The organism is Lactiplantibacillus modestisalitolerans (genome assembly GCF_005405425.1).
GTDB classification, from domain to species: Bacteria; Bacillota; Bacilli; order Lactobacillales; family Lactobacillaceae; genus Lactiplantibacillus; species Lactiplantibacillus modestisalitolerans.
In genome coordinates this window covers 1-18186 of sequence record NZ_BJEA01000020.1, presented here as the reverse complement: position 1 = coordinate 18186, position 18186 = coordinate 1, and the positions used below count along the sequence as shown (strand labels likewise).

General features: G+C 48.9%; 18 protein-coding genes. 12 read left to right on the top strand and 6 right to left on the bottom strand.

Translation table 11 applies throughout. The features are described 5' to 3' along the window. Positions 1-3 precede the first annotated feature (3 nt). The gene (locus FFM79_RS11100; RefSeq protein WP_137643550.1) at positions 4-822 is read left to right on the top strand and encodes a DUF6681 family protein; all 819 of its coding nucleotides are present in this window, start codon (positions 4-6) and stop codon (positions 820-822) included. 751 nt (positions 823-1573) lie between these two features. Here the strand turns inward: FFM79_RS11100 and FFM79_RS11095 are convergent. Then, positions 1574-2200: an HAD family hydrolase gene (locus tag FFM79_RS11095; protein ID WP_137643549.1), complete on the bottom strand. Its 627-nt coding sequence runs from the start codon at positions 2198-2200 to the stop codon at positions 1574-1576. A 403-nt stretch (positions 2201-2603) separates the two neighbouring features. On the opposite strand from FFM79_RS11095, the gene FFM79_RS11090 reads away from it, so the two are divergent. The 8 genes from FFM79_RS11090 to FFM79_RS11055 all read left to right on the top strand — a co-directional run bounded on the left by FFM79_RS11090 (position 2604) and on the right by FFM79_RS11055 (position 10321). Continuing rightward, positions 2604-3800, top strand: coding sequence for an aminotransferase class I/II-fold pyridoxal phosphate-dependent enzyme (locus FFM79_RS11090; protein WP_137643548.1), 1197 nt, complete (start codon positions 2604-2606; stop codon positions 3798-3800). A 2-nt stretch (positions 3801-3802) separates the two neighbouring features. Further along, positions 3803-4795 (top strand): D-2-hydroxyacid dehydrogenase, encoded by a 993-nt coding sequence (locus tag FFM79_RS11085; RefSeq protein ID WP_137643547.1) that lies wholly within the window; start codon positions 3803-3805, stop codon positions 4793-4795. Positions 4796-5478: 683 nt separating this feature from the next. Beyond that, complete coding sequence (locus FFM79_RS11080) at positions 5479-6219, top strand: amino acid ABC transporter ATP-binding protein (RefSeq protein ID WP_137643546.1); 741 nt, start codon at positions 5479-5481, stop codon at positions 6217-6219. Between the two features lie 20 nt (positions 6220-6239). Then, positions 6240-7076: a transporter substrate-binding domain-containing protein gene (locus FFM79_RS11075; protein ID WP_137643545.1), complete on the top strand. Its 837-nt coding sequence runs from the start codon at positions 6240-6242 to the stop codon at positions 7074-7076. After that, complete coding sequence (locus FFM79_RS11070) at positions 7076-7717, top strand: amino acid ABC transporter permease (RefSeq protein ID WP_137643544.1); 642 nt, start codon at positions 7076-7078, stop codon at positions 7715-7717. Before FFM79_RS11075 ends, FFM79_RS11070 begins: the two co-directional genes overlap by 1 nt. Positions 7718-7732: 15 nt before the next feature. Continuing rightward, on the top strand, positions 7733-8386 hold the full coding sequence (locus FFM79_RS11065) for an amino acid ABC transporter permease (protein WP_137643543.1): 654 nt from the start codon (positions 7733-7735) through the stop codon (positions 8384-8386). 393 nt (positions 8387-8779) lie between these two features. Next, a complete protein-coding gene (locus FFM79_RS12770) occupies positions 8780-8977 on the top strand; it encodes a hypothetical protein (protein WP_137643542.1) in 198 nt (65 codons plus the stop codon). Between the two features lie 585 nt (positions 8978-9562). Further along, positions 9563-10321 (top strand): formate/nitrite transporter family protein, encoded by a 759-nt coding sequence (locus FFM79_RS11055; protein ID WP_137643541.1) that lies wholly within the window; start codon positions 9563-9565, stop codon positions 10319-10321. Between the two features lie 131 nt (positions 10322-10452). Here the strand turns inward: FFM79_RS11055 and FFM79_RS11050 are convergent, their stop codons facing one another. After that, on the bottom strand, positions 10453-11778 hold the full coding sequence (locus FFM79_RS11050; RefSeq protein ID WP_137643540.1) for an APC family permease: 1326 nt from the start codon (positions 11776-11778) through the stop codon (positions 10453-10455). A gap of 363 nt (positions 11779-12141) precedes the next feature. Between FFM79_RS11050 and FFM79_RS11045 the strand changes: the two genes are divergently transcribed. Then, positions 12142-13023, top strand: a complete 882-nt coding sequence (locus FFM79_RS11045) for a sulfite exporter TauE/SafE family protein (RefSeq protein WP_137643539.1) — start codon at positions 12142-12144, stop codon at positions 13021-13023. A 112-nt stretch (positions 13024-13135) separates the two neighbouring features. Here the strand turns inward: FFM79_RS11045 and FFM79_RS11040 are convergent, their stop codons facing one another. Continuing rightward, positions 13136-13678, bottom strand: a complete 543-nt coding sequence (locus FFM79_RS11040) for a GNAT family N-acetyltransferase (RefSeq protein WP_137643538.1) — start codon at positions 13676-13678, stop codon at positions 13136-13138. Between the two features lie 270 nt (positions 13679-13948). Next, positions 13949-15244: a GTPase HflX gene (gene hflX, locus FFM79_RS11035; RefSeq protein ID WP_137643537.1), complete on the bottom strand. Its 1296-nt coding sequence runs from the start codon at positions 15242-15244 to the stop codon at positions 13949-13951. An 83-nt stretch (positions 15245-15327) separates the two neighbouring features. Between hflX and FFM79_RS11030 the strand changes: the two genes are divergently transcribed. Together FFM79_RS11030 and FFM79_RS11025 are read left to right on the top strand one after the other, a co-directional pair. Beyond that, positions 15328-15771, top strand: coding sequence for an NUDIX hydrolase (locus FFM79_RS11030; RefSeq protein ID WP_137643536.1), 444 nt, complete (start codon positions 15328-15330; stop codon positions 15769-15771). A 142-nt stretch (positions 15772-15913) separates the two neighbouring features. Further along, positions 15914-16234 (top strand): DMT family transporter, encoded by a 321-nt coding sequence (locus tag FFM79_RS11025; RefSeq protein WP_137643535.1) that lies wholly within the window; start codon positions 15914-15916, stop codon positions 16232-16234. Between the two features lie 462 nt (positions 16235-16696). Here FFM79_RS11025 and FFM79_RS11015 read toward each other — a convergent pair whose 3' ends face one another. Next, positions 16697-17371: a histidine phosphatase family protein gene (locus FFM79_RS11015; RefSeq protein WP_137643534.1), complete on the bottom strand. Its 675-nt coding sequence runs from the start codon at positions 17369-17371 to the stop codon at positions 16697-16699. 17 nt (positions 17372-17388) lie between these two features. Then, positions 17389-18045, bottom strand: coding sequence for a histidine phosphatase family protein (locus tag FFM79_RS11010; protein ID WP_137643533.1), 657 nt, complete (start codon positions 18043-18045; stop codon positions 17389-17391). Between the last annotated feature and the right edge of the window lie 141 nt (positions 18046-18186).

The window sequence follows — 18186 nt, the reverse complement described above, 5'->3', positions numbered from 1 at the left end:
TAGATGTTTAGTTTCTTAGATATGATTAACCACGCGTTGGGTTACGTTAACGTCAACGTGAAGATTAAAAATCAAATTTATACGGGCATCGGGATTGCCGGGAACTTGTATCTTGGTTACGTGGCGATTCGGCTGATGCAAAACGGCGCTTGGATGCGCGGGTTGCTATACATGCTCGTCTTTTTGGTGCTGATCTACTTTATTACCTTGAACGTGATTTATTATTTTACGAATAAAACGGCCAAGTATGATTTATCACCGAAAATTGAAAAATTATTAGGGGGTAAACCCAAAGAAGCCACGGAAGCGCAAGCGGCGAACCAACCATACATGCCTGCCAATGGCATCTTTGACGGGCGTGAGCTCTTACCGGCAACGGTCAAGACGTCGCACGCAGAACAGACGAATCTGCACCAGATTGTTGATCAGTTACAGGCGGCCGGGTTAGTTAAAATGAATTACGGTGGTTTGAGTGACAAGGCGGTCATGCAACAAGCGCAAGCTGGCGGTGAACCGGTGTATGCGATTGGGAAGGGCGTTCAATTTCCGTTTTCACAATTGAAGTTGGAAGATCACCGACTCGTGGTTTACGCGGGAATTAATCAAATGGACCAGTTACCGGTTGGGCACATCCAAAAGGTCGGCTTAACGGACGTTCACGCGGCTCACGCGGACTATAAGCTGTATTTAGCGACGGCCGTTGTAACCGGCGGGATCAATAAGATTGCTGGTCGTAATTCCACGATTGAGCAGCCGGGGGATTATCAGGTCATCGCGCAGGTGGCGTATCAGGACCGAACGGATGAAACGCCCCAAGCTTAAACGGCTTTGTACCAACTGGTGTCGATATGCCGCCAGCAGCGGGTGTAACCGGTTGGCTGGAACACTGCGGGCATCGATTTGAGCTCACTCAGAAAAACCACTGAGCAATCTCAAATTCGAGCCTTATTCTAAGCCGGAAGAAATCCACTTCCGGCCAAGAATAATTTCGCAGTTGAGCCATGGTTACACCCGCTACTGGCTAGGCTGGTTTTTATACTGAGCTTTACGGACTATTCTAATAAGCCTTAAATAATGAAGATGATTCTGCGCACGTATGCTCATTAATCTGACGCTTCAAAAAGGACGGCTCATTAAGCAATTTGTCAATCTTGCCAAAAAGCTACCTGAGTTTAAGATTTTAATTTATTTTCCAGGAATCGGCAATCAAACGGCCGCCGAGTTGATTATTATTACAGATTAAAAAAAGGACCTCATCCCAAACAGGATAAGGTCGCAGTGGTGGCCTGCATGAATAAGACCGTTAAATGCCTTTTAACCATGGTGAAGGCCAATCAAGGTATGATTACTCATACCACGGACTCGAAGTCCAATCAGGGTCACACCTTATAATTTAATTTTAACAGTCTCCCACTGATTGATCTTTGCAATTTCAATCAGTGGGAGACTTTGTTTAGTTGATACTCATTTAGCCGCTTTAGGACCAACCGGTAAGGCGACAAGGTTCCACTATCCGGGTTTGACTAATCGTAGGAAGAGGCTGTGACTTATGTCACAGCCTCTTAGTCATTGTTTATTTGAATAACGCAACGACGGCCGCCGGGTTTTCTAACCGGTGGGCTACTTGTTGGTGGTTAGCGTTTGGATTCATGCCCCAAACGGCTAAGCCAAAGTCAACTCCGGCCGCCGCGGCGGTCTGTTCATCACTTAAGGAGTCACCAACGAAGAGGGCGTCTTTCGGCGCGACGTTGATTTTGTCCAGGGCGGTTAGCAGTGGTAGAGGGTCGGGTTTACGCTTAGGCGTATCGTCGGCGCTAACCATTACCGCCATTAAATCGAGTAAGTGGTATTGCGCCATCCCACTTTCAAGTTCGTTACGGCGTTGGGAAGTAACGATTCCCAGTTGGACGTCGTCTGGAACCTGATCAAGCATTTCCATGATGCCCGGGAAGAGAAAGATATCCTGATAGTGCTCGGCCATGACGGCTTCGTAGCGGGCTTGAAATTGGTCAAACTGGTCAGCGGGAATGCCCAATTCCGCCATTGCTTGTTCGGCGGCCATCGGGAACGTGGTTTGCGCTTCCGCAATTGTCAGGGTGTGCCCGTATTCTGCTAGAACCTGTTTCATAACCCGAAAGTAAGCCGGCTGGCTATTTGTCAGGGTGCCATCGATATCGAACATTAGTGCTTGATAAGTCATATGAATCGTCCTTTCCAACGTATGATACCTCCAGTATATCAAATCGGGGGTTGACAGTGATTATTTGAATGGTTATAGTTAGATTAACAATTGATGAGGAGCTAATGATATGTCATTACCGTTAAATTCATTAAAATCTAGAGCTAGCTTTTACTTTTGGTATTTTCGCTAGTGTTTGTGCCAGCTTCATCGGTGCAAACACGAACTCGATGTTTGCATCGATGCGGTTGCCAAAAGCTTTTAGTGAGTTAACGGCGCCCATGGATGTGTGAAAATTCCAAGGGCGGCAGATAAAGTGTTTTTTTGCGACGCACCCTTTGAATTTTCAAGGGGTGCGTTTTTGCGACGTTTTCCCCGCCTGGGTGCCACCCACCAACCAACTTAACCTGGGAGGAACTTTTTTATGTCAATCAAACCTGAAACACTGGTTCAACACATGAGCCAATCAATTAGCGCCATTCAACCGTCCGATATTTTAGCGTTCAACGCAGAAATTGCTAACATTCCGGGCATCGTCCGGCTAACGCTCGGCGAACCCGACTTTAATACGCCGGAACACGTCAAGCAGGCGGCCATCGATAGCATCAACCGAAATGAGAGTCACTACGCACCTTCTAACGGGACGCTAGCGTTACGGAAGGCGGCTGCTAACTTCTTGGCTCAGAAGTACGACGTTCACTACGATCCAGAAAATGAAGTGATCATTACGGCCGGGGCGACCGGTGGGATTTACACCGCGCTCAGTTCGATTTTAAATCCGGGCGACGAAGTTTTGATTCCAACGCCGATCTTCCCGCTCTACATTGCGATTGCAAAGCTGAACGGGGCAACACCGGTCTTCATGGATACGTCGAAAAACGGCTTCGTGTTATCCCCCGACCAGTTAAAAACAACCCTTGAGGCGCACCCAAAAGCTAAGGCGGTCGTGCTAAACTTCCCATCTAATCCAACCGGGGTAACGTACCGTCAAGCGGACTTAAAGGCGCTAGCCGACGTGTTGGCGGACAAGCCGATCTTTGTTTTATCGGATGAAATTTACAGTGAACTGACTTACGGTGACCGGCACGTCTCAATTGCCAGCTACTTACCCGAACAAACGATTTTATTGAACGGGGTCTCTAAGTCACACGCCATGACGGGCTGGAGAATTGGGATCATGTGTGCTCCGAAGGTGATTACGGCCCAACTTGGCAAGATTCACCAGTTCACGGTGACCTCAACGACCACGAATGCGCAGGCTGCAGCTGCCGAAGCGTTAAGCAACGGGATGGACGACGCCCAAGCGATGAAGCGCGAGTACCAGGCCCGGCGCGATTACTTATACGAAGCATTGAATAAGTTAGGCTTCAAGTCAGCTAAACCAGAGGGTGCTTTTTACCTGTTCAGTAAAATCCCAGCTGGGTTACCACAAACTAGCATGGCTTTCTGCCAAGAATTGGCTCACGAAGCCCGGGTTGCGTTAATTCCAGGGAGCTCGTTCGGTCCCGGTGGGGAAGGTTACGTTCGAATCAGCTACGCGGCTTCGATGGCAGATTTAAAGACTGCGGTTGAACGGATTGGTCAATACGTGGCAGCTAAACAAACGACGGAGGCAAAATAATTATGAAAATTTTAATGTACAGTGTGCGTGATGATGAACAAGCAGCAATCAAAGACTGGGCCCAAGCCCACGACGTCCAGGTCGATACGAACGATCTGGAATTTCACCCGGAAACGGCGGCACTTGCTAAGGGCTACGACGGAATTGTCATTCAACAACGGAGTGCCATTGGCGACGATCCGAGTGTTTACCAACAATTAGCTGATATGGGGCTCAAGCAGTTGACGAGTCGGACAGCTGGTGTCGACACGATTGACATTCCCGCAGCTAAGGCGGCTGGTTTAACGGTTACCAACGTGCCAGCCTACTCACCTAATTCAGTTGCGGAAATGGCGGTCACCCAAACGATGCGTTTAATTCGTAACTTAGAGTTATTTGACGGTCGCTTGGCCCAACAAAACTTCCAGTGGAACGGACTACAAGCTCGCGAAATTCGGTCATTGACCGTCGGGATCATCGGGGCCGGCCGGATTGGCGGTACCGCAGCGCGCTTATTCCACGGGTTGGGCGCTAAGGTCATTGCCTACGACGTGGTTCGGCATCCCGAATTGACCGACGTTTTGACTTACGTTGATACGAAGGAAGAACTGCTCAAGCAAGCGGACGTGGTTGACTTACACGTTGACTTAAACCCAACTTCGGAAGGGTTAATTGACGCCGCGGCTTTAAAACTAATGAAGCGTGACGCCTTCATCGTGAATGCCTCACGGGGGCCGGTAATCGTAACTGACGCCCTGGTTGCCGCGCTTAAGGCCGGCGAAATTGCCGGAGCGGCCCTCGATACCGTGGAAGGGGAAGCCGCGTTGTTCAACCAGAATCATCAGGGTGAAGTCTTGGCGGACACGAACGTTGCGCAGTTGATGCAAATGCCAAACGTCATGATTACCCCCCACGTTGGTTTTTACACCAACTTAGCCGTTAAGAACATGGTGGATATTAGTTTGGATGACGTGCTCACAATTATTCAGGGCGGCCAAACGGAGCACGCGTTCTAAGTGGTTACTAGCATGCAATAATTGGTGCTGAGCTTGCCGCCAGTAACCTTAATGCAGAGTGTCGTCGCTTATTTTAGCAGGCGCTTAAAATTTAACTTGCTATTTTCTAGCAAGTCAACGCTAGATATGACTGATGTATTTACACATACTAAGATTAGCATCGTAAAACTCGTAACGGTTTTACGGTGCTTTTTTGAATTACAGTAAAATATGTGGAGACTGTGAATGGCAGTGGCTAAAACGTGCGTCAAAAGTCAATTGGTTTTGTTTAACGGCTAACCGACTTTTGGCACACGCTTTTTTTACGGCCAGCTTTCAGGCTGGTTTAGTGAACAAACCGAATTGGCTAAAAATAGCTCGTAATATTATTAAAAAATAATGAGACTAGTCCAATGATAACGATTTTTTAACGATTGATTACGAACATAAATCGCCTTAAAACTTTAAAATGTTCATTAAAGTACCCGGATTTCAGTTATTTTAACTGAAAAAAAACCTTACATTCCTTACTTTTTTAGTTATATTGAACGATTACATAGTCGTTTTTGACAAATTCGCTAATTGTGTATTAAACTATTTAAATAGCATTAACGAAGAATTAGAAAATTTTAACCTTTATTATTAATGCCATAATTTAAGCTGTCAATATAAGAAAATTGACTCAGAAAGCGAAGGTGACTGCAATGTCAATGATCGAATTTCACAATGTTGAGAAGTATTATGGTGATTTCCACGCCCTGACCGATGTCAACCTAACGATCAACGCCGGTGAAAAAGTCGTTTTGATCGGGCCATCCGGTTCAGGAAAGAGTACCCTGATTCGAACCGTTAACGGGTTGGAACGCGTCCAGTCCGGACGATTGCTAGTCGATGGCTTTGATTTAGCCGACCGTAAAACGGATATGAATAAGATTCGTAAAAACGTTGGGATGGTTTTTCAACACTTTAACCTGTATGCGAATAAAACCGTTTTAGAAAACATTATGCTCGCACCGCGGTTAGTCCTGAAGCGGCCCGAAGCTGAAAATAAAAAATTAGCGATGGATCTACTGGACCGGGTCGGGTTAGCTGAAAAAGCTGCTAGCTATCCGCGCCAGCTCTCCGGTGGACAAGCACAACGGATTGCGATTGCCCGTTCACTGGCAATGAAACCTAAGTGTCTCCTGTTTGACGAACCCACCTCGGCGTTAGACCCTGAAATGATCGATGACGTCCTGAACGTGATGAAGACGGTCGCCGAAGACTCCAGTATGACGATGCTCGTGGTGACCCACGAAATGGGCTTTGCCCGGGAAGTGGCCGATCGCGTTGTCTTTATGGCGGACGGGCAGATTTTGGAAGATGACAGTAAGGAGACCTTCTTTGATGGCCAACCCAATAATGAACGGGCGCGGCAATTCTTAGGAAAAATCATCACGCATTAGGTTTACGGGGAGGGTCATGAATGAAAAAGTTAACACGCATGCTGGCCGCATTGGTCGGCTTCGGCTGCCTTGCACTCAGTTTAACGGCTTGCGGTTCCCGCGAATCTTTGTCAAAACAGGATGTTTTGACCAATGACCGGGCGAGCAACACGATTACCTGGGGTGTTAAAGCCGAAACAAAATTATTTGGGCTAATGGACGTTAAGGATAACCAAGTGAAAGGGTTTGACGTCGACATTGCCAAGGCAATTACGAAAAAAATTCTCGGTAAAAATGGGCAGGCGAAGTTCGTCCAAGTGACGAGCCAAACCCGGATTCCCTTGTTAAAAAATGGGAACATTGACGCAATCATTGCGACGATGACGATCACGCCGGAACGGGCCAAGCAGGTCGATTTCTCAGACTCCTACTTTGATGCCGGCCAGTCGTTGCTGGTTAAAAAGGGCAGTCCGGTTAAATCGGTGAAGGATCTTAATAAGCCCGGCGTCAAAGTCTTAGGTGTCACCGGGGCGAACTCGGTTGCCAATATTAAGAAGTTCGCGCCGAAAGCCAAAGTGCTAGAATTGTCCGACTACGCGCAAGCGATGACCGCGTTGAAGTCCGGTCAAGGCGCGGCGCTAACGACCGATAACGGGATTCTTTACGGGATGGCTGTTCAAAATCCGGGTTACACCGTGGTCGGAGGTGCATTTACGAAGGAACCTTACGGGATTGCGATTAATAAGGGGCAACAGCCGCTTAAAGACGAGGTCAATAAGGCGCTTGAAGAAATTCAGGCGGATGGCACCTATAACCGCATCCTTAAAAAGTGGTTCGGCAACGTTGCTGGATTTGATTATAAGGAGGCCGCACGCTAATGGGATACATTATTTCGCACTACTGGAATGAACTCGTTCAGGGGCTCGGCTACACCTTATTAGCCAGCGTGATTGCCCTATTCTTTAGTACCATTATTGGTACGATGTTCGCCATTTTTGAAGTTCTCCCGAATCGGTTGATGCGCGTGATTGGGCGGGTGTACATCGAAATTTTTCGGAACATTCCGCTACTAGTCATTGCGATGTTCTTCTACGTGATCGTGCCACTCTACATCGCCAAGATTGACGGCTTTACCGCTGGTACGATCGGGTTAACGCTGTATACGTCTTCGTTTATTGCCGAAACCGTTCGGGCTGGTATTCAGTCGGTCGACCTCGGTCAGATGGAGGGGGCCCGCGCTAACGGGATGACGTACTGGCAAGCCATGAGTAAAATTGTTTTACCGCAAGCCTTTAAAATCATCATTCCCCCGATGGGTAACCAGTTTATCAACTTAGTCAAAAATTCGTCGGTCTTAGCCTTCGTGGCGGGCTTTGACTTAATGTACCAGGCTAATTCGATTGCGTCACTATCGCTCGATACGATTAATAGTTACATGGTCGTCGGGTTATTCTACCTGGTCATTACCTTGCCGCTAAGCTACTATATGCGCCACTTAGAAAAACGGTTGGCAAATTAAAGGGGGTCGCGTTTGATGCAAAATTTTATTGAAGCTTATTCATGGGTCAACATTCGCTTCCTGCTCGAAGGGCTGTGGATCACGGTGGAAGTTTCGGTGGTTTCAATCATCGCCAGTTTTATCATCGGGTCGTTGCTAGGCGTTTTACGGTACGTCAAAATTAAGTACCTCTCCGCAGTGGTGGGCTTTATCGTTGACATTATTCGGAATTTACCGTTGATTTTAATTATCTTCTTCACCTACTTTGGCCTGCCGCACCTTGGCTTTAAGCCCGGTATCCTGTTCGCAACGATTCTCGCCATGACGATTTTTGAATCGGCAATGTTGGCCGAAATCGTTCGCTCGGGGATCATGGCCGTGGACGAAGGCCAAATGGAAGGGGCCCGTGCCAACGGGTTGAGCTACGTGCAAGCGTTGTGGCACGTTGTCTTTCCCCAGGCAATCAAGAAGACGATTCCAACGATCGTTAGCCAGTTCATTTCGTTGATCAAGGATACGTCGCTAGCAACGATCATCGTGTTGCCGGAATTGTTGAACCACGCCCAGATTATTTACGGGCAAAATTCAGCCTACATTATTCCGATGTTCGTCATCATTGCGGTGATGTACTTTATCATTTGTTACGCTTTATCCGTGTTATCACGGGTGTTGGACCGCAAGTTAGCTTAATTACGGGAGCCGGATAATCCCTTTGTAATCGTCAGCTGAGATCAGCTGGGGGCGACGGAGGGATTTTTGGCTGTCAAGCTAGCAGTCCCGTTGATCGAGCAAGCGCACTTTTTTCGTAATGAAATCGGTGTTATAATGTTGTTAGGGCTTAAACGGATGTTTGAATTGGTCTTAGACGCCCCCCAACAACGATCGACGCGCAGTTACCATGGCTTGACGGAAACTGCCCGTTCCCACCACGATACTTGGTCAACGCGCTATCGCTTGGAGAGAATCCGTATACGGGTAAAACTCCGATTAGACGGGAACGATAGCGGCTTGAAAATTTGCCATCCCCAAGTCCTGGCTAAGCCTGTTCAATGGATAGCCAATAATTGAAAGAAGTGACATCGAATGATGTATCCATATTTGAATTTAGGTCCCAGAGACGGTATTTTGTTGATTGCAGCCACAATTATGTTAGTTTTGACGCTAGTCTTTAACTGGTCAGTCTGGGAACTATTGTTTTCGGTCGTTGCAGTTATAATTGCGTTCTTAGCGGGAAGAATGAAACCGTATAAGAAGAACGTGCTTGCTTTCTTGAAAAAATAGTTGAAATTGGGACGGGCAATCTTGGATGCTTGTAGACGCCAAACACGTACTTAAGCACAATAAGTAAAAACGGCGAAGTGGTGACTTCACCGTAAGCTGTTAGGAGCACACCGCACCGGTGTTGGTTAAAAGAATAATAAGGTGAGGTTGGATTATAGTGACAAGGTTCGATAGCAGAAACTGAGCTGTGCAAGTCTGTGGATTTGCATCGCTCAGTTTTTTTGGCTTCTATGCCAATTGGGATTGAGATTGCCGCCAGTAGCGGGTGTCACCGGGTGGCTAGAACGCTATGGTTTATAGAACCACTTTGATCAGCACGAAAAATAGTGACGGCGTTCTTGACAGCGCGTTATCGCCAATTTGTTAAGCAATTAACGAATTTAGTGGGGTTAGTGGAGGCTCGGTTGGAGATGCTGGAGGGACAGGTAGCGGCTAAAAATCGCGTAATTAGCGAAACTCAATGGGGACGTGCTACTAACAAAGCTTGCACAAAATAATTAATTGTGAAAAAATTATCAAATTTATACCCCAATGCAAGCGATTTCTTTGTATAATGGTAGTATTCAGATACGAGGAGATGACGGGATGTTTAGTCCACAAGAAGTTCTACCACAAAGCATTGCAAAGGGTGCCGCCAAAGTAAAATTGCCATTATTAACCAAGTTGATTCTTGGATTTTTTGGCGGCGCGCTAATTGCGCTCGGGTTCCTAGCCGATGTCCGCGTCGCGGGGGCGCTTGCTGATTACGGCGGCCTGGGGACGGTCCTCGGGGCCGGCGTCTTCCCGCTTGGCTTGATTGTTATCCTGCTGATGGGTGGCGAACTGGTGACCGGGAACATGATGTTGGTTAGCCTCGCGACCTACGACCATAAAATCAAGGTCGGCGATTTCTTAATGAACCTGCTAGTCATTAGTTTAATGAATTTCGTGGGTGCGGTTTGTGTGGCCTTTTTCCTGGGGCATTTCACGGGCTTGACCCACACCGGTGCGTTCCGGACGACGCTAATTACCATGGCGCAGGGGAAAGTTGCCATGCCGTTTTGGCAAAGCCTCGTTTCGGGGATTGGCTGTAACTGGCTCGTGGGGATCGCCGTTTGGTTGGCGACCGCGGCGAAAGATGGCACCGGTAAAATACTCGGCATCTGGTTCCCAATCATGGCCTTCGTCGCGATTGGTTTTCAACATAGTGTTGCCAACTGTTTCTTAATTCCGGCCGCTATTTTTGAAGGTGCGGTGACTTGGAGCCAATTTTTCATGAACATCATTCCAGTTTACCTCGGCAACGTGCTTGGGGGCGCCGGATTGGTGGGTGCGCTCTACTACTTAGCTTATAAGAAGAAGTAAAAATAGAAAGATCCGGTCAACTGTCCTTCGTTGACCGGATCTTTTAAATTTAATTGGTTTTATGATACAGGGTGTTAATCTGCTGGCGGCAGGCTTAACACCAATTGATATCGAACCATTAATTTAAGTGATTACGCCGCCTGACGTTGCTTCCAATAATAAACGGGAATCCCCACCGCCACGATCACGAGGGAGAGGAGCACACCTGGCAAATCCATACCGATTTCGCTAATGATCACGAAGAGCGCGCCAATAATTGCGACCAACGGCGTTACCGGGAAGCCCGGCGTCGAGAACGGCCGTACCCGGCCCTGATGCCGTTTACGTAGGAGGAAAACGCCTACGAAAGTTGCAACGTAGAAGCAGTAGACCGTGAAAATACATAGGTCGGATAGCCGGTCCGGGTTGAAGAAAATAATCATCAAACTGGCGTAGGCTAAAATTGAGAGCGTCGCCACGACTGGTTCGTGCGACTTTTTGTTTAAGTAGCTCAGTTGCTTTGAAAAGGGCAACTGGTTATGGTCGGCCATTGCGTAAACGATGCGCGGGAAGGTCATGATTTTCCCGTTTAAACACCCCACCATCGAAACAATGATTCCGATGTTTAATAATCGGCCACCAATCGTCCCGAAGGCCGCGTTGGCAAAGTAGACCGGCGTTTGTTGGCCGAGTTTGTGAATCGTTTCGGCGGGAATGAAGTGCAGAAAACCGTAACTGACCAGCGTGTACGCGACCAGTACGAGGGAAATTCCCAGAATAATGGCTTGTGGTAGGAGCTTTTGCGGGTTCTTGATTTCGCCACCCAGGTTCGCAACTAAAATCCAACCATCGTAGGCGAATAAAGTGGCTAGAACCGCGACCCCAAAATTACCGGTCGATTGGCTGACGGTTTGCAACGTCTGCCCGAACGCGTTTTGATTCCCAAAAAACAGGCCAAAGATGATGATGGCGGCAATTGGGAGCAACTTACCGAGGGTCGTCGCAATCTGGAAGGCCGCGCCCCAGCGATTTTCAAACATGTTGAGAATCCCAATTAGAACGATGACGCCGATTGCCAACGGTGCCTGCCAGCCGCTACTTAAATTGAAAAAGCCGACGAGTAGGATGCCAAGGTAGGCCGCGATTGACGCGATGATTGCCGGGCCGTAAACCGCGATTTGCATCCAGCCGGATAAGAAGCCCCACAGTTTACCGTAAATTTCTTCCATATAAACGTAGAGGCCGCCGGTATGCGGCATTTGCGCACCGACTTCAGCGATGGTTAACCCGGCCGTCAGGGTGATTAGACCCCCGAGTAACCAGGCTAACAGTGCCATTCCGGGGGACCCGGCGCTATCGAGAACGGAGGATTGTTTAAAGAAAATCCCCGAACCAATGACCGTGCCAACGACGAGTGATAACGCCGACCAAAACCCGAGCGAGCGGTTTAAGGCCGGTTCCTGCTTTGCATTTTGCATGAAAAATAGTTCCTCACTTTCAAGTGGCCGACTGCCCGACCGAAATAGACATTCACGACCCGCTTTGGCTCGTGTTCCACGGCGGTAAATGCAAATGCTAAATGATTGCACTTAGCATACCAGAGATTAGGGGTGCTGACAATCAAAAAAACGGCTGAAAAGCGACTTTTTGCATTAAAATCCGAACTAATCATAATATAATCTTTTGAAAGTTCGATAAAACGGGTGCTGACCGTTAGAATGTTCACCAATGTTCGCTTTTTATAAAAATATTTATATTAAGGCAGCCAATCAGATTATTTTGGCGTGACCAGTAAAGGCGCGTATAATGCAAAAGGAATGTGAAGAGAGTGAGGAATTTGAATGGTAACAGGAATTGTACTCCTACTGATTATCATCAGTGGGGGCCTTTTGGGTCGCTTGCTAATTGGTGCTCGGCAACACCAAGTCGCAATCGTGGACCACAGTTTTGGCGCGGGCCTGGGCATTGGCGCTTTAACTGACTTTTTAGATACGTTGGGTGTCGGCAGCTTCGTCACGTCGACCGCCATTTTTCAGGCGAGTCATTACTTGAAGGATGAGCGGCAGCTCCCCGGCACCCTGAATACGATGCACGCCATCCCGACCGCGGTTGAAGCCCTTTTTTTCGTGACCGCCGTACGGGTGGAAGCTGCAACCCTGATTAGTCTCGTTTTGGCCGCCACCCTCGGCGCGTTAGTTGGCAGTGAGGTCATGACTAAATTAAATCAACGACGCGTACAGTTAATTATGGCGACCGCGTTAGTCTTGACGGCGTTGCTGATGGCGGCCAAACTAATGGGATGGATTAGTTTATTAGGCGCAAGCAACCAGGCAACCGGCTTACACGGTTGGACGCTCGTATTGGGGACGGTCGGTAATTTCATCTTAGGCTTGCTGATGGCCGCGGGGGTCGGCTTATACGCGCCCTGCATGGTGATGGTCTACTTCTTGGGCTTAACACCGTTAGCGGCCTTTCCCATTATGATGTTATCCTGCGCGTTATTGATGCCGGTTTCGGCCTTTAATTTTATTCGCCACGACCGGGTGGATTATCGCGGTCTGTTCGGCATTATTTTAGGCGGGATGGTCGGCGTCGTGCTAGCGGCAACCGTCGTGAAGTCGTTATCACTGACGGCGTTGAGCTGGCTAATCGTCATTGTTAGTCTTTGGACGGCCGGGTCGTTATGGCGGGCGGCTACGCGGAAGAAACATCAATTTGATTAAGCTAATTGAAAAAGCACGCCCGTTTTCCTAATTCAATTATGAACTGGGAAAGCGGGCGTTTTGTAGTTGGGAGAAGCAATGTTGATTTAGTTATACATATGAGGGGGCAACGTTACTTTGCTGGTGAGGTGCCAGTTCGTTTACTGCCTAACCCCAATAAAAGCTGTCGTAATAGGGCGTGATAAGTTTTGACATTAGTAGCGCGGCTAGCTAAAAGTGCGTAGCGGACGCCGCCCTCTTTAAATGAGTGGCCAGTTTCAAAAATGCCATTTTGTTGGTAAAAGTGGAATCGCTTTTCCCGTTGTAGTGCGTTGGGAGCACTGGCGTCACGGGCTTCAGCGCTAAGCACGATGGTTTTGCCCATTGTCTGGTGCTTGACGGCGTCTAAAATCTGACTCCCGTAACCGTGCCCCCTGGCTTGTGAGTTAACGGCGAGAAAAGCAATCAAAACGTGGTTTTGACTTTCAAAGTAATAACATAAGCCACAGAATTGATCGTGGTCAAAAAAGGCACTAAAATGAACCGCTTTTCGGTGGGCAAATAAGTTGAGCAGCCACATGGGGGCTAGCTCAGCTGGTGGAAAGGCTTCACGCATCGTTTGGCAAACTTGTGAATAGTAGGGTTGGTGAGTGGTAATTGGGCGGTGGGTAAGCAATATTAGGAGACCTCGCAATCTTTTAAAGTTAATGGATAATGGGCTGACTACTATTAGGATACAATGGCTGGCGGTAACTTGTTAGGGTGGCGAGATAAGCGTAACTAATTTTTAAAGTCATCGTCAAAAAATGAGCCCGTGCTAAGGGTCGGCTAACTTGTAGTGCACGTTTTGACCATTGTCAGTTGAGGACAAAAAGCGACCTTATCCTAAATGGGATAAAGTCGCAGTAGTACCCGTATGAATGAGGCAGTTAGTTTTTAAGATAACCTACGCGGGCGTCACCACGTAATTCGCAAACCGTTGCGCATCGACGGCGTTGAGTTCCACCGTTAGCTGGGTTCCCGTTGCGAGGTAGTCCGTTTTTAAAATGTTGGCGTGGTCGTTTAAGTAAGCCACCACGTCGCCATCGCTGAACGGAATTAACAAGGTGTTGGTGACGTAGCCTTGGAAGACCTGCTCCTTGATCATCTTCGTTAACGCTTGCAATGACGCTTCGTCCCTAGCAGCGTAAATCAACTGATCATCTTGCTGGTTCGGGTAGTTGGCTTCGGTTAAGTCGGCCTTGTTGAAGGCGTAGATCATCGGTACGTCGTGGACGCCGATTTCCTTCAAGGTCTTTTCCGTCGTGGCCATCATTTCTTTGTAATGCGGATCCGCGTAGTCGATTACTTGAATCAGGAGGTCGGCGTTCGCGGCTTCGGATAACGTTGAGCGGAACGCGTTGATCAGGTTATGTGGCAAGTCACTAACGAAGCCGACGGTGTCACTTAATAGTAACTGTTTGTTGTCGGGGAACGTTAACTGCCGGATGCTCGTGTCGAGAGTGGCAAACAGCATGTTCTTTTCGAAAACCTGTTTGTCGTCACCCTTACCAAACAACCGAACCAAGCCGTTCATCGTCGTGGATTTACCGGAGTTGGTATAGCCGACCAGGGCGACGTTCGGTAAGCCGGCCTTATCACGCTGCGCCCGCCGAACCTGTTCGTCCTTGTTAAGTTCTTTCAATTCGTGCTTGGCGTGACTAATGCGGTCCTGGATCGTCCGCCGGTTCAGTTCGAGTTGGGTTTCGCCAGAACCCCGGTTGGTATAGCCACCGCCACCCCCAGCGGCCGCACCGGCTTGTTGGTCGAGGCGGTTGGAGATGCTAGTTCGTAGCCGCGGTAGTTGATACTGCAATTGAGCAATTTTGACTTGTAGTTTAGCTTCTTTACTCCGGGCGCGGTTCCCGAAAATTTCTAAAATTAAACCGGTCCGGTCAATGATGTCCAGACCCGTTTGTTCCTCTAAGTTCCGCACCTGACTAGGGGTCAGGTCGGCGTTGATTACCATAATGTGCAGGTCGTTGGCTTCGGCGTCGGCCTTGATTTCGGTCACCTTGCCCTTACCAAAGAACGTGGCGGGGTTTGGTTTTTCAAGTCCCTGATCGATCCGGAGCGCCGCGTGCATGTGGTTCGCTTCGACGAGCGCTTCTAATTCGGCCATTGCGTAGTCGTAATTGGCGACAGTTTTGGACATGCCGGCAATGATGACGTCTTGAATGGGTTGTGCATTAATTTTGGCCATGGAAGTCCTCCTATGTGGTATAGTTAGCCTAAGTATACCATGTTTATTAGAATTATTAATTTTGAGTGCATTGGAGGAATTCGATGGGGTACGTCTTAAAACTACGCCAATTGGTCGGCCACCAGCCGTTAGTGGTGGCGGGGGCGGCCGTGATGGCGCAAAACTCGGTCGGTCAAATCGTGTTGGTTTATCGGACCGATAATCATTGCTGGGGCTTGCCAGCAGGTTCCACCGAACCGGGGGAAACGGTCCAGCAAACCGCCCGCCGGGAATTACGCGAGGAAACGGGATTGACCGTCGGTGATTTAACACTGATCGACGTCTTCAGTGGCCCGCAAATGCACTACCAGTATCCGAACGGGGACGTGATTGATAGCGTGACAACGCTCTATCGCGGCAATACAACCGGTGGTCAGTTGGTGCAGGCGACGGATGAGACTAGTACCGCGGCCTTCTTCGACTTGGACGAGTTGCCGCAACCGTTGACGCCCCTGACGAAGTGGATGTTGCTCGGGCAATCAGATTGACGTTGAGGCGGGCATTTGTTAGGGTAGAAGTTAAATAAAAATATCGCAATTGTCGCCGGACAACGGGCGGCTTCCTTAGGTCATCGTGGAAGCCGTGAACGTTGGCCGGCTTTTTTGGTTGCGGTTGAAAGGATGTTTTTTCATGACGTGGGTTTATTTAGTCGTTGCTGGAATCTTTGAGGTTGTTTGGGCGACAATGATGAAGTTGAGTGCGGGGTTTAGTCACTTGGGTTATTCGCTGGCGACCATCGTTGGCATGCTTTTTAGTTTTGGTTTTTTGGCCTTAGCGACCAAGCACTTGCCGCTGAGCATCGCGTACCCAATTTGGACTGGGATTGGGGCGGTTGGGGCGATTTTAGTGGGGTTAATCTTTTTTAAGGATTCGATTGCGCCGCTAACCTGGGTCTTCATCGTAATGCTAGTCGTTGGGATTATCGGGATCAAGCTGACGAGTGCGTCTTAGGGTCGTTATGCATAAAAAACGGGTCTATGATATTTGGTGTTGATTTGCTAAGAAGGCTACCAATTGAATTTTCAGTCAATTCGTCGTAACTAGTAAAATAGCAAGCAAGATTATGTTAAATTTAGTAACCGTTCTGCGGAATTAGCTTCATTAATTAAGACTTACTAGAGTAACCCGTGAGACTCAATATAAAAGCCAGTCTAGCCAGCAGCGGGTGTAACCATGGCTCAACTGCGAAATTATTCTTAGCTGGAAGTGGGGTGCTTCCGGCTTAGAATAAGGCTCGGATTTGAGATTGCTCAGTGGGTTTCTGAGTGAGCTCAAATCGATGCCCGCAGTGTTCCAGCCACCCGGTTACACCCGTTGCTGGCGGCAACCTCAACATCAATTAGTATAGAGCCTAAAAAACGCTCCGCTACAAGGACTTAGCTTGTGGCGGAGCGTTTGATGTTACGGATTAGCTTAAAGGTGTTGGTTAGCCGTCGTCGTCACGAGTTCGTGGGCGTAATCAACGACTTTGATTTGGTCACCATCAACTTCGACGCGGGTGACGCTCCCGTTTTTGGGCCCGACCGTGATGTCGATTTCGGGGGCAAAGTGGTTGACGATGCTCCGAATGGTCGTGCCGTGACTCACAACCATGATTTTTTCGTGATGGTCGTGGTGGGCTTTTAGGTAGTTAAAGCCCTGGTTAAGCCGTTCCCAGTAAAGCTGGTCGTCTTCGGCTTCGTGCCACGGGTCGATGGCCCGCATGATGTCGCGGGTTTCGGGTAAACTAACGTGGTCGAGCAGCTCGTGGAGACTGGCAACGCCAAATTCGTGGCCCACCAGTGACCAGGCTCGGCTGGAGTCTTCGCCTTCAAAGTAGCCGTAGAAGACTTCCCGGAAGTTCATTAGACTAGTTAGCGGTTGATCGACGCCCTGGGCCGCCTGAATCAAGTGGGCGGTGTCGATGGCTCGCTTGGAATCGCTAGCGTAGTAGGCGTCGAAGTGGTCGCCCTTGAGCGCTTGGCCGACACCAGTTGCGATTTCGCGGCCGTACGCGGTTAGGGGCGAGTCCGACCAGCCCTGCATGCGGTTATATAAGTTGAAAAAGGTTTGCCCGTGCCGGACAAAGTAGATTGAAAATTGTGCCATTGATCGGTTCTCCTAACTTAGTCGAGGTGGTCTTTACGCCCAAAGTAGTCCAATGTAACGGTATCATCACTAATGGTGAACTTAGTGACGCTGCCGTTTTGGGGCCGGTCGGGCGAGCTTAAGTCTGCAAACTTAGCGGCGATGCTGTAAATCGTGTTGCCGTGGCTAACGAGCAGCACCTTGTCGCCGGCGTGTTGTTTGGCGCGCAAGGTTGCTAACCCCCCGTTAACGCGTTCCCAGAACTCGGCGTTGTTTTCGGCGGAGTGAAACGGGTCGGCTTCCTTACAGAAGTCCTTGGCCTTTTCAATCCCGTACTTGGCAATAATCTCAGAAAGGCTGGGCGCTTGGTGCGGGGCCCCGACTTCGAACCAGGTCTGCGACGTATCGTCCCCTTCGAAGTAACCGTAGAAGGCCTCCCGGAAAGCTGCGAGCGGTTGAACGCTTAAGTCGCCGTTACCGCTGGCGGGTAATAATAATTTGGCGGTCCGCATCGCCCGGGTCATGTCGCTTGCGTAGGCGGCGTCAAATTTGATATCGCTGAGCATTTTGCCCGCGTTTCGGGCGTCGTTTTCCCCGACGGTAGTGAGGGGTGAATCACTCCAGCCCTGCATCCGGCGGTATTTATTGAAGTAAGTTTGTCCGTGACGAATCATGTAAACGGAAAAGGTTGCCATTAATTTTCTCCTCATAACTTTGTTAAATAGTGCAATATGTTCCTATTCTAGCGTGAACTCTCCTGTCACTAAAGTAACGGGCTTCGGCGTAAAAACCTGCAACTAAACAGGTTCTATCCGAAAACGTTTAGGCAATGCACC

Excerpts from the sequence above, each read along its gene's own strand:
- FFM79_RS11100 (WP_137643550.1), top strand. The coding sequence starts at position 4 with ATGTTTAGTTTCTTAGATATGATTAACCACGCGTTGGGTTACGTTAAC.
- FFM79_RS11095 (WP_137643549.1), bottom strand. The coding sequence starts at position 2,200 with ATGACTTATCAAGCACTAATGTTCGATATCGATGGCACCCTGACAAAT.
- FFM79_RS11090 (WP_137643548.1), top strand. The coding sequence starts at position 2,604 with ATGTCAATCAAACCTGAAACACTGGTTCAACACATGAGCCAATCAATT.
- FFM79_RS11085 (WP_137643547.1), top strand. The coding sequence starts at position 3,803 with ATGAAAATTTTAATGTACAGTGTGCGTGATGATGAACAAGCAGCAATC.
- FFM79_RS11080 (WP_137643546.1), top strand. The coding sequence starts at position 5,479 with ATGTCAATGATCGAATTTCACAATGTTGAGAAGTATTATGGTGATTTC.
- FFM79_RS11075 (WP_137643545.1), top strand. The coding sequence starts at position 6,240 with ATGAAAAAGTTAACACGCATGCTGGCCGCATTGGTCGGCTTCGGCTGC.
- FFM79_RS11070 (WP_137643544.1), top strand. The coding sequence starts at position 7,076 with ATGGGATACATTATTTCGCACTACTGGAATGAACTCGTTCAGGGGCTC.
- FFM79_RS11065 (WP_137643543.1), top strand. The coding sequence starts at position 7,733 with ATGCAAAATTTTATTGAAGCTTATTCATGGGTCAACATTCGCTTCCTG.
- FFM79_RS12770 (WP_137643542.1), top strand. The coding sequence starts at position 8,780 with ATGATGTATCCATATTTGAATTTAGGTCCCAGAGACGGTATTTTGTTG.
- FFM79_RS11055 (WP_137643541.1), top strand. The coding sequence starts at position 9,563 with ATGTTTAGTCCACAAGAAGTTCTACCACAAAGCATTGCAAAGGGTGCC.
- FFM79_RS11050 (WP_137643540.1), bottom strand. The coding sequence starts at position 11,778 with ATGCAAAATGCAAAGCAGGAACCGGCCTTAAACCGCTCGCTCGGGTTT.
- FFM79_RS11045 (WP_137643539.1), top strand. The coding sequence starts at position 12,142 with ATGGTAACAGGAATTGTACTCCTACTGATTATCATCAGTGGGGGCCTT.
- hflX (WP_137643537.1), bottom strand. The coding sequence starts at position 15,244 with ATGGCCAAAATTAATGCACAACCCATTCAAGACGTCATCATTGCCGGC.
- FFM79_RS11030 (WP_137643536.1), top strand. The coding sequence starts at position 15,328 with ATGGGGTACGTCTTAAAACTACGCCAATTGGTCGGCCACCAGCCGTTA.
- FFM79_RS11025 (WP_137643535.1), top strand. The coding sequence starts at position 15,914 with ATGACGTGGGTTTATTTAGTCGTTGCTGGAATCTTTGAGGTTGTTTGG.
- FFM79_RS11015 (WP_137643534.1), bottom strand. The coding sequence starts at position 17,371 with ATGGCACAATTTTCAATCTACTTTGTCCGGCACGGGCAAACCTTTTTC.
- FFM79_RS11010 (WP_137643533.1), bottom strand. The coding sequence starts at position 18,045 with ATGGCAACCTTTTCCGTTTACATGATTCGTCACGGACAAACTTACTTC.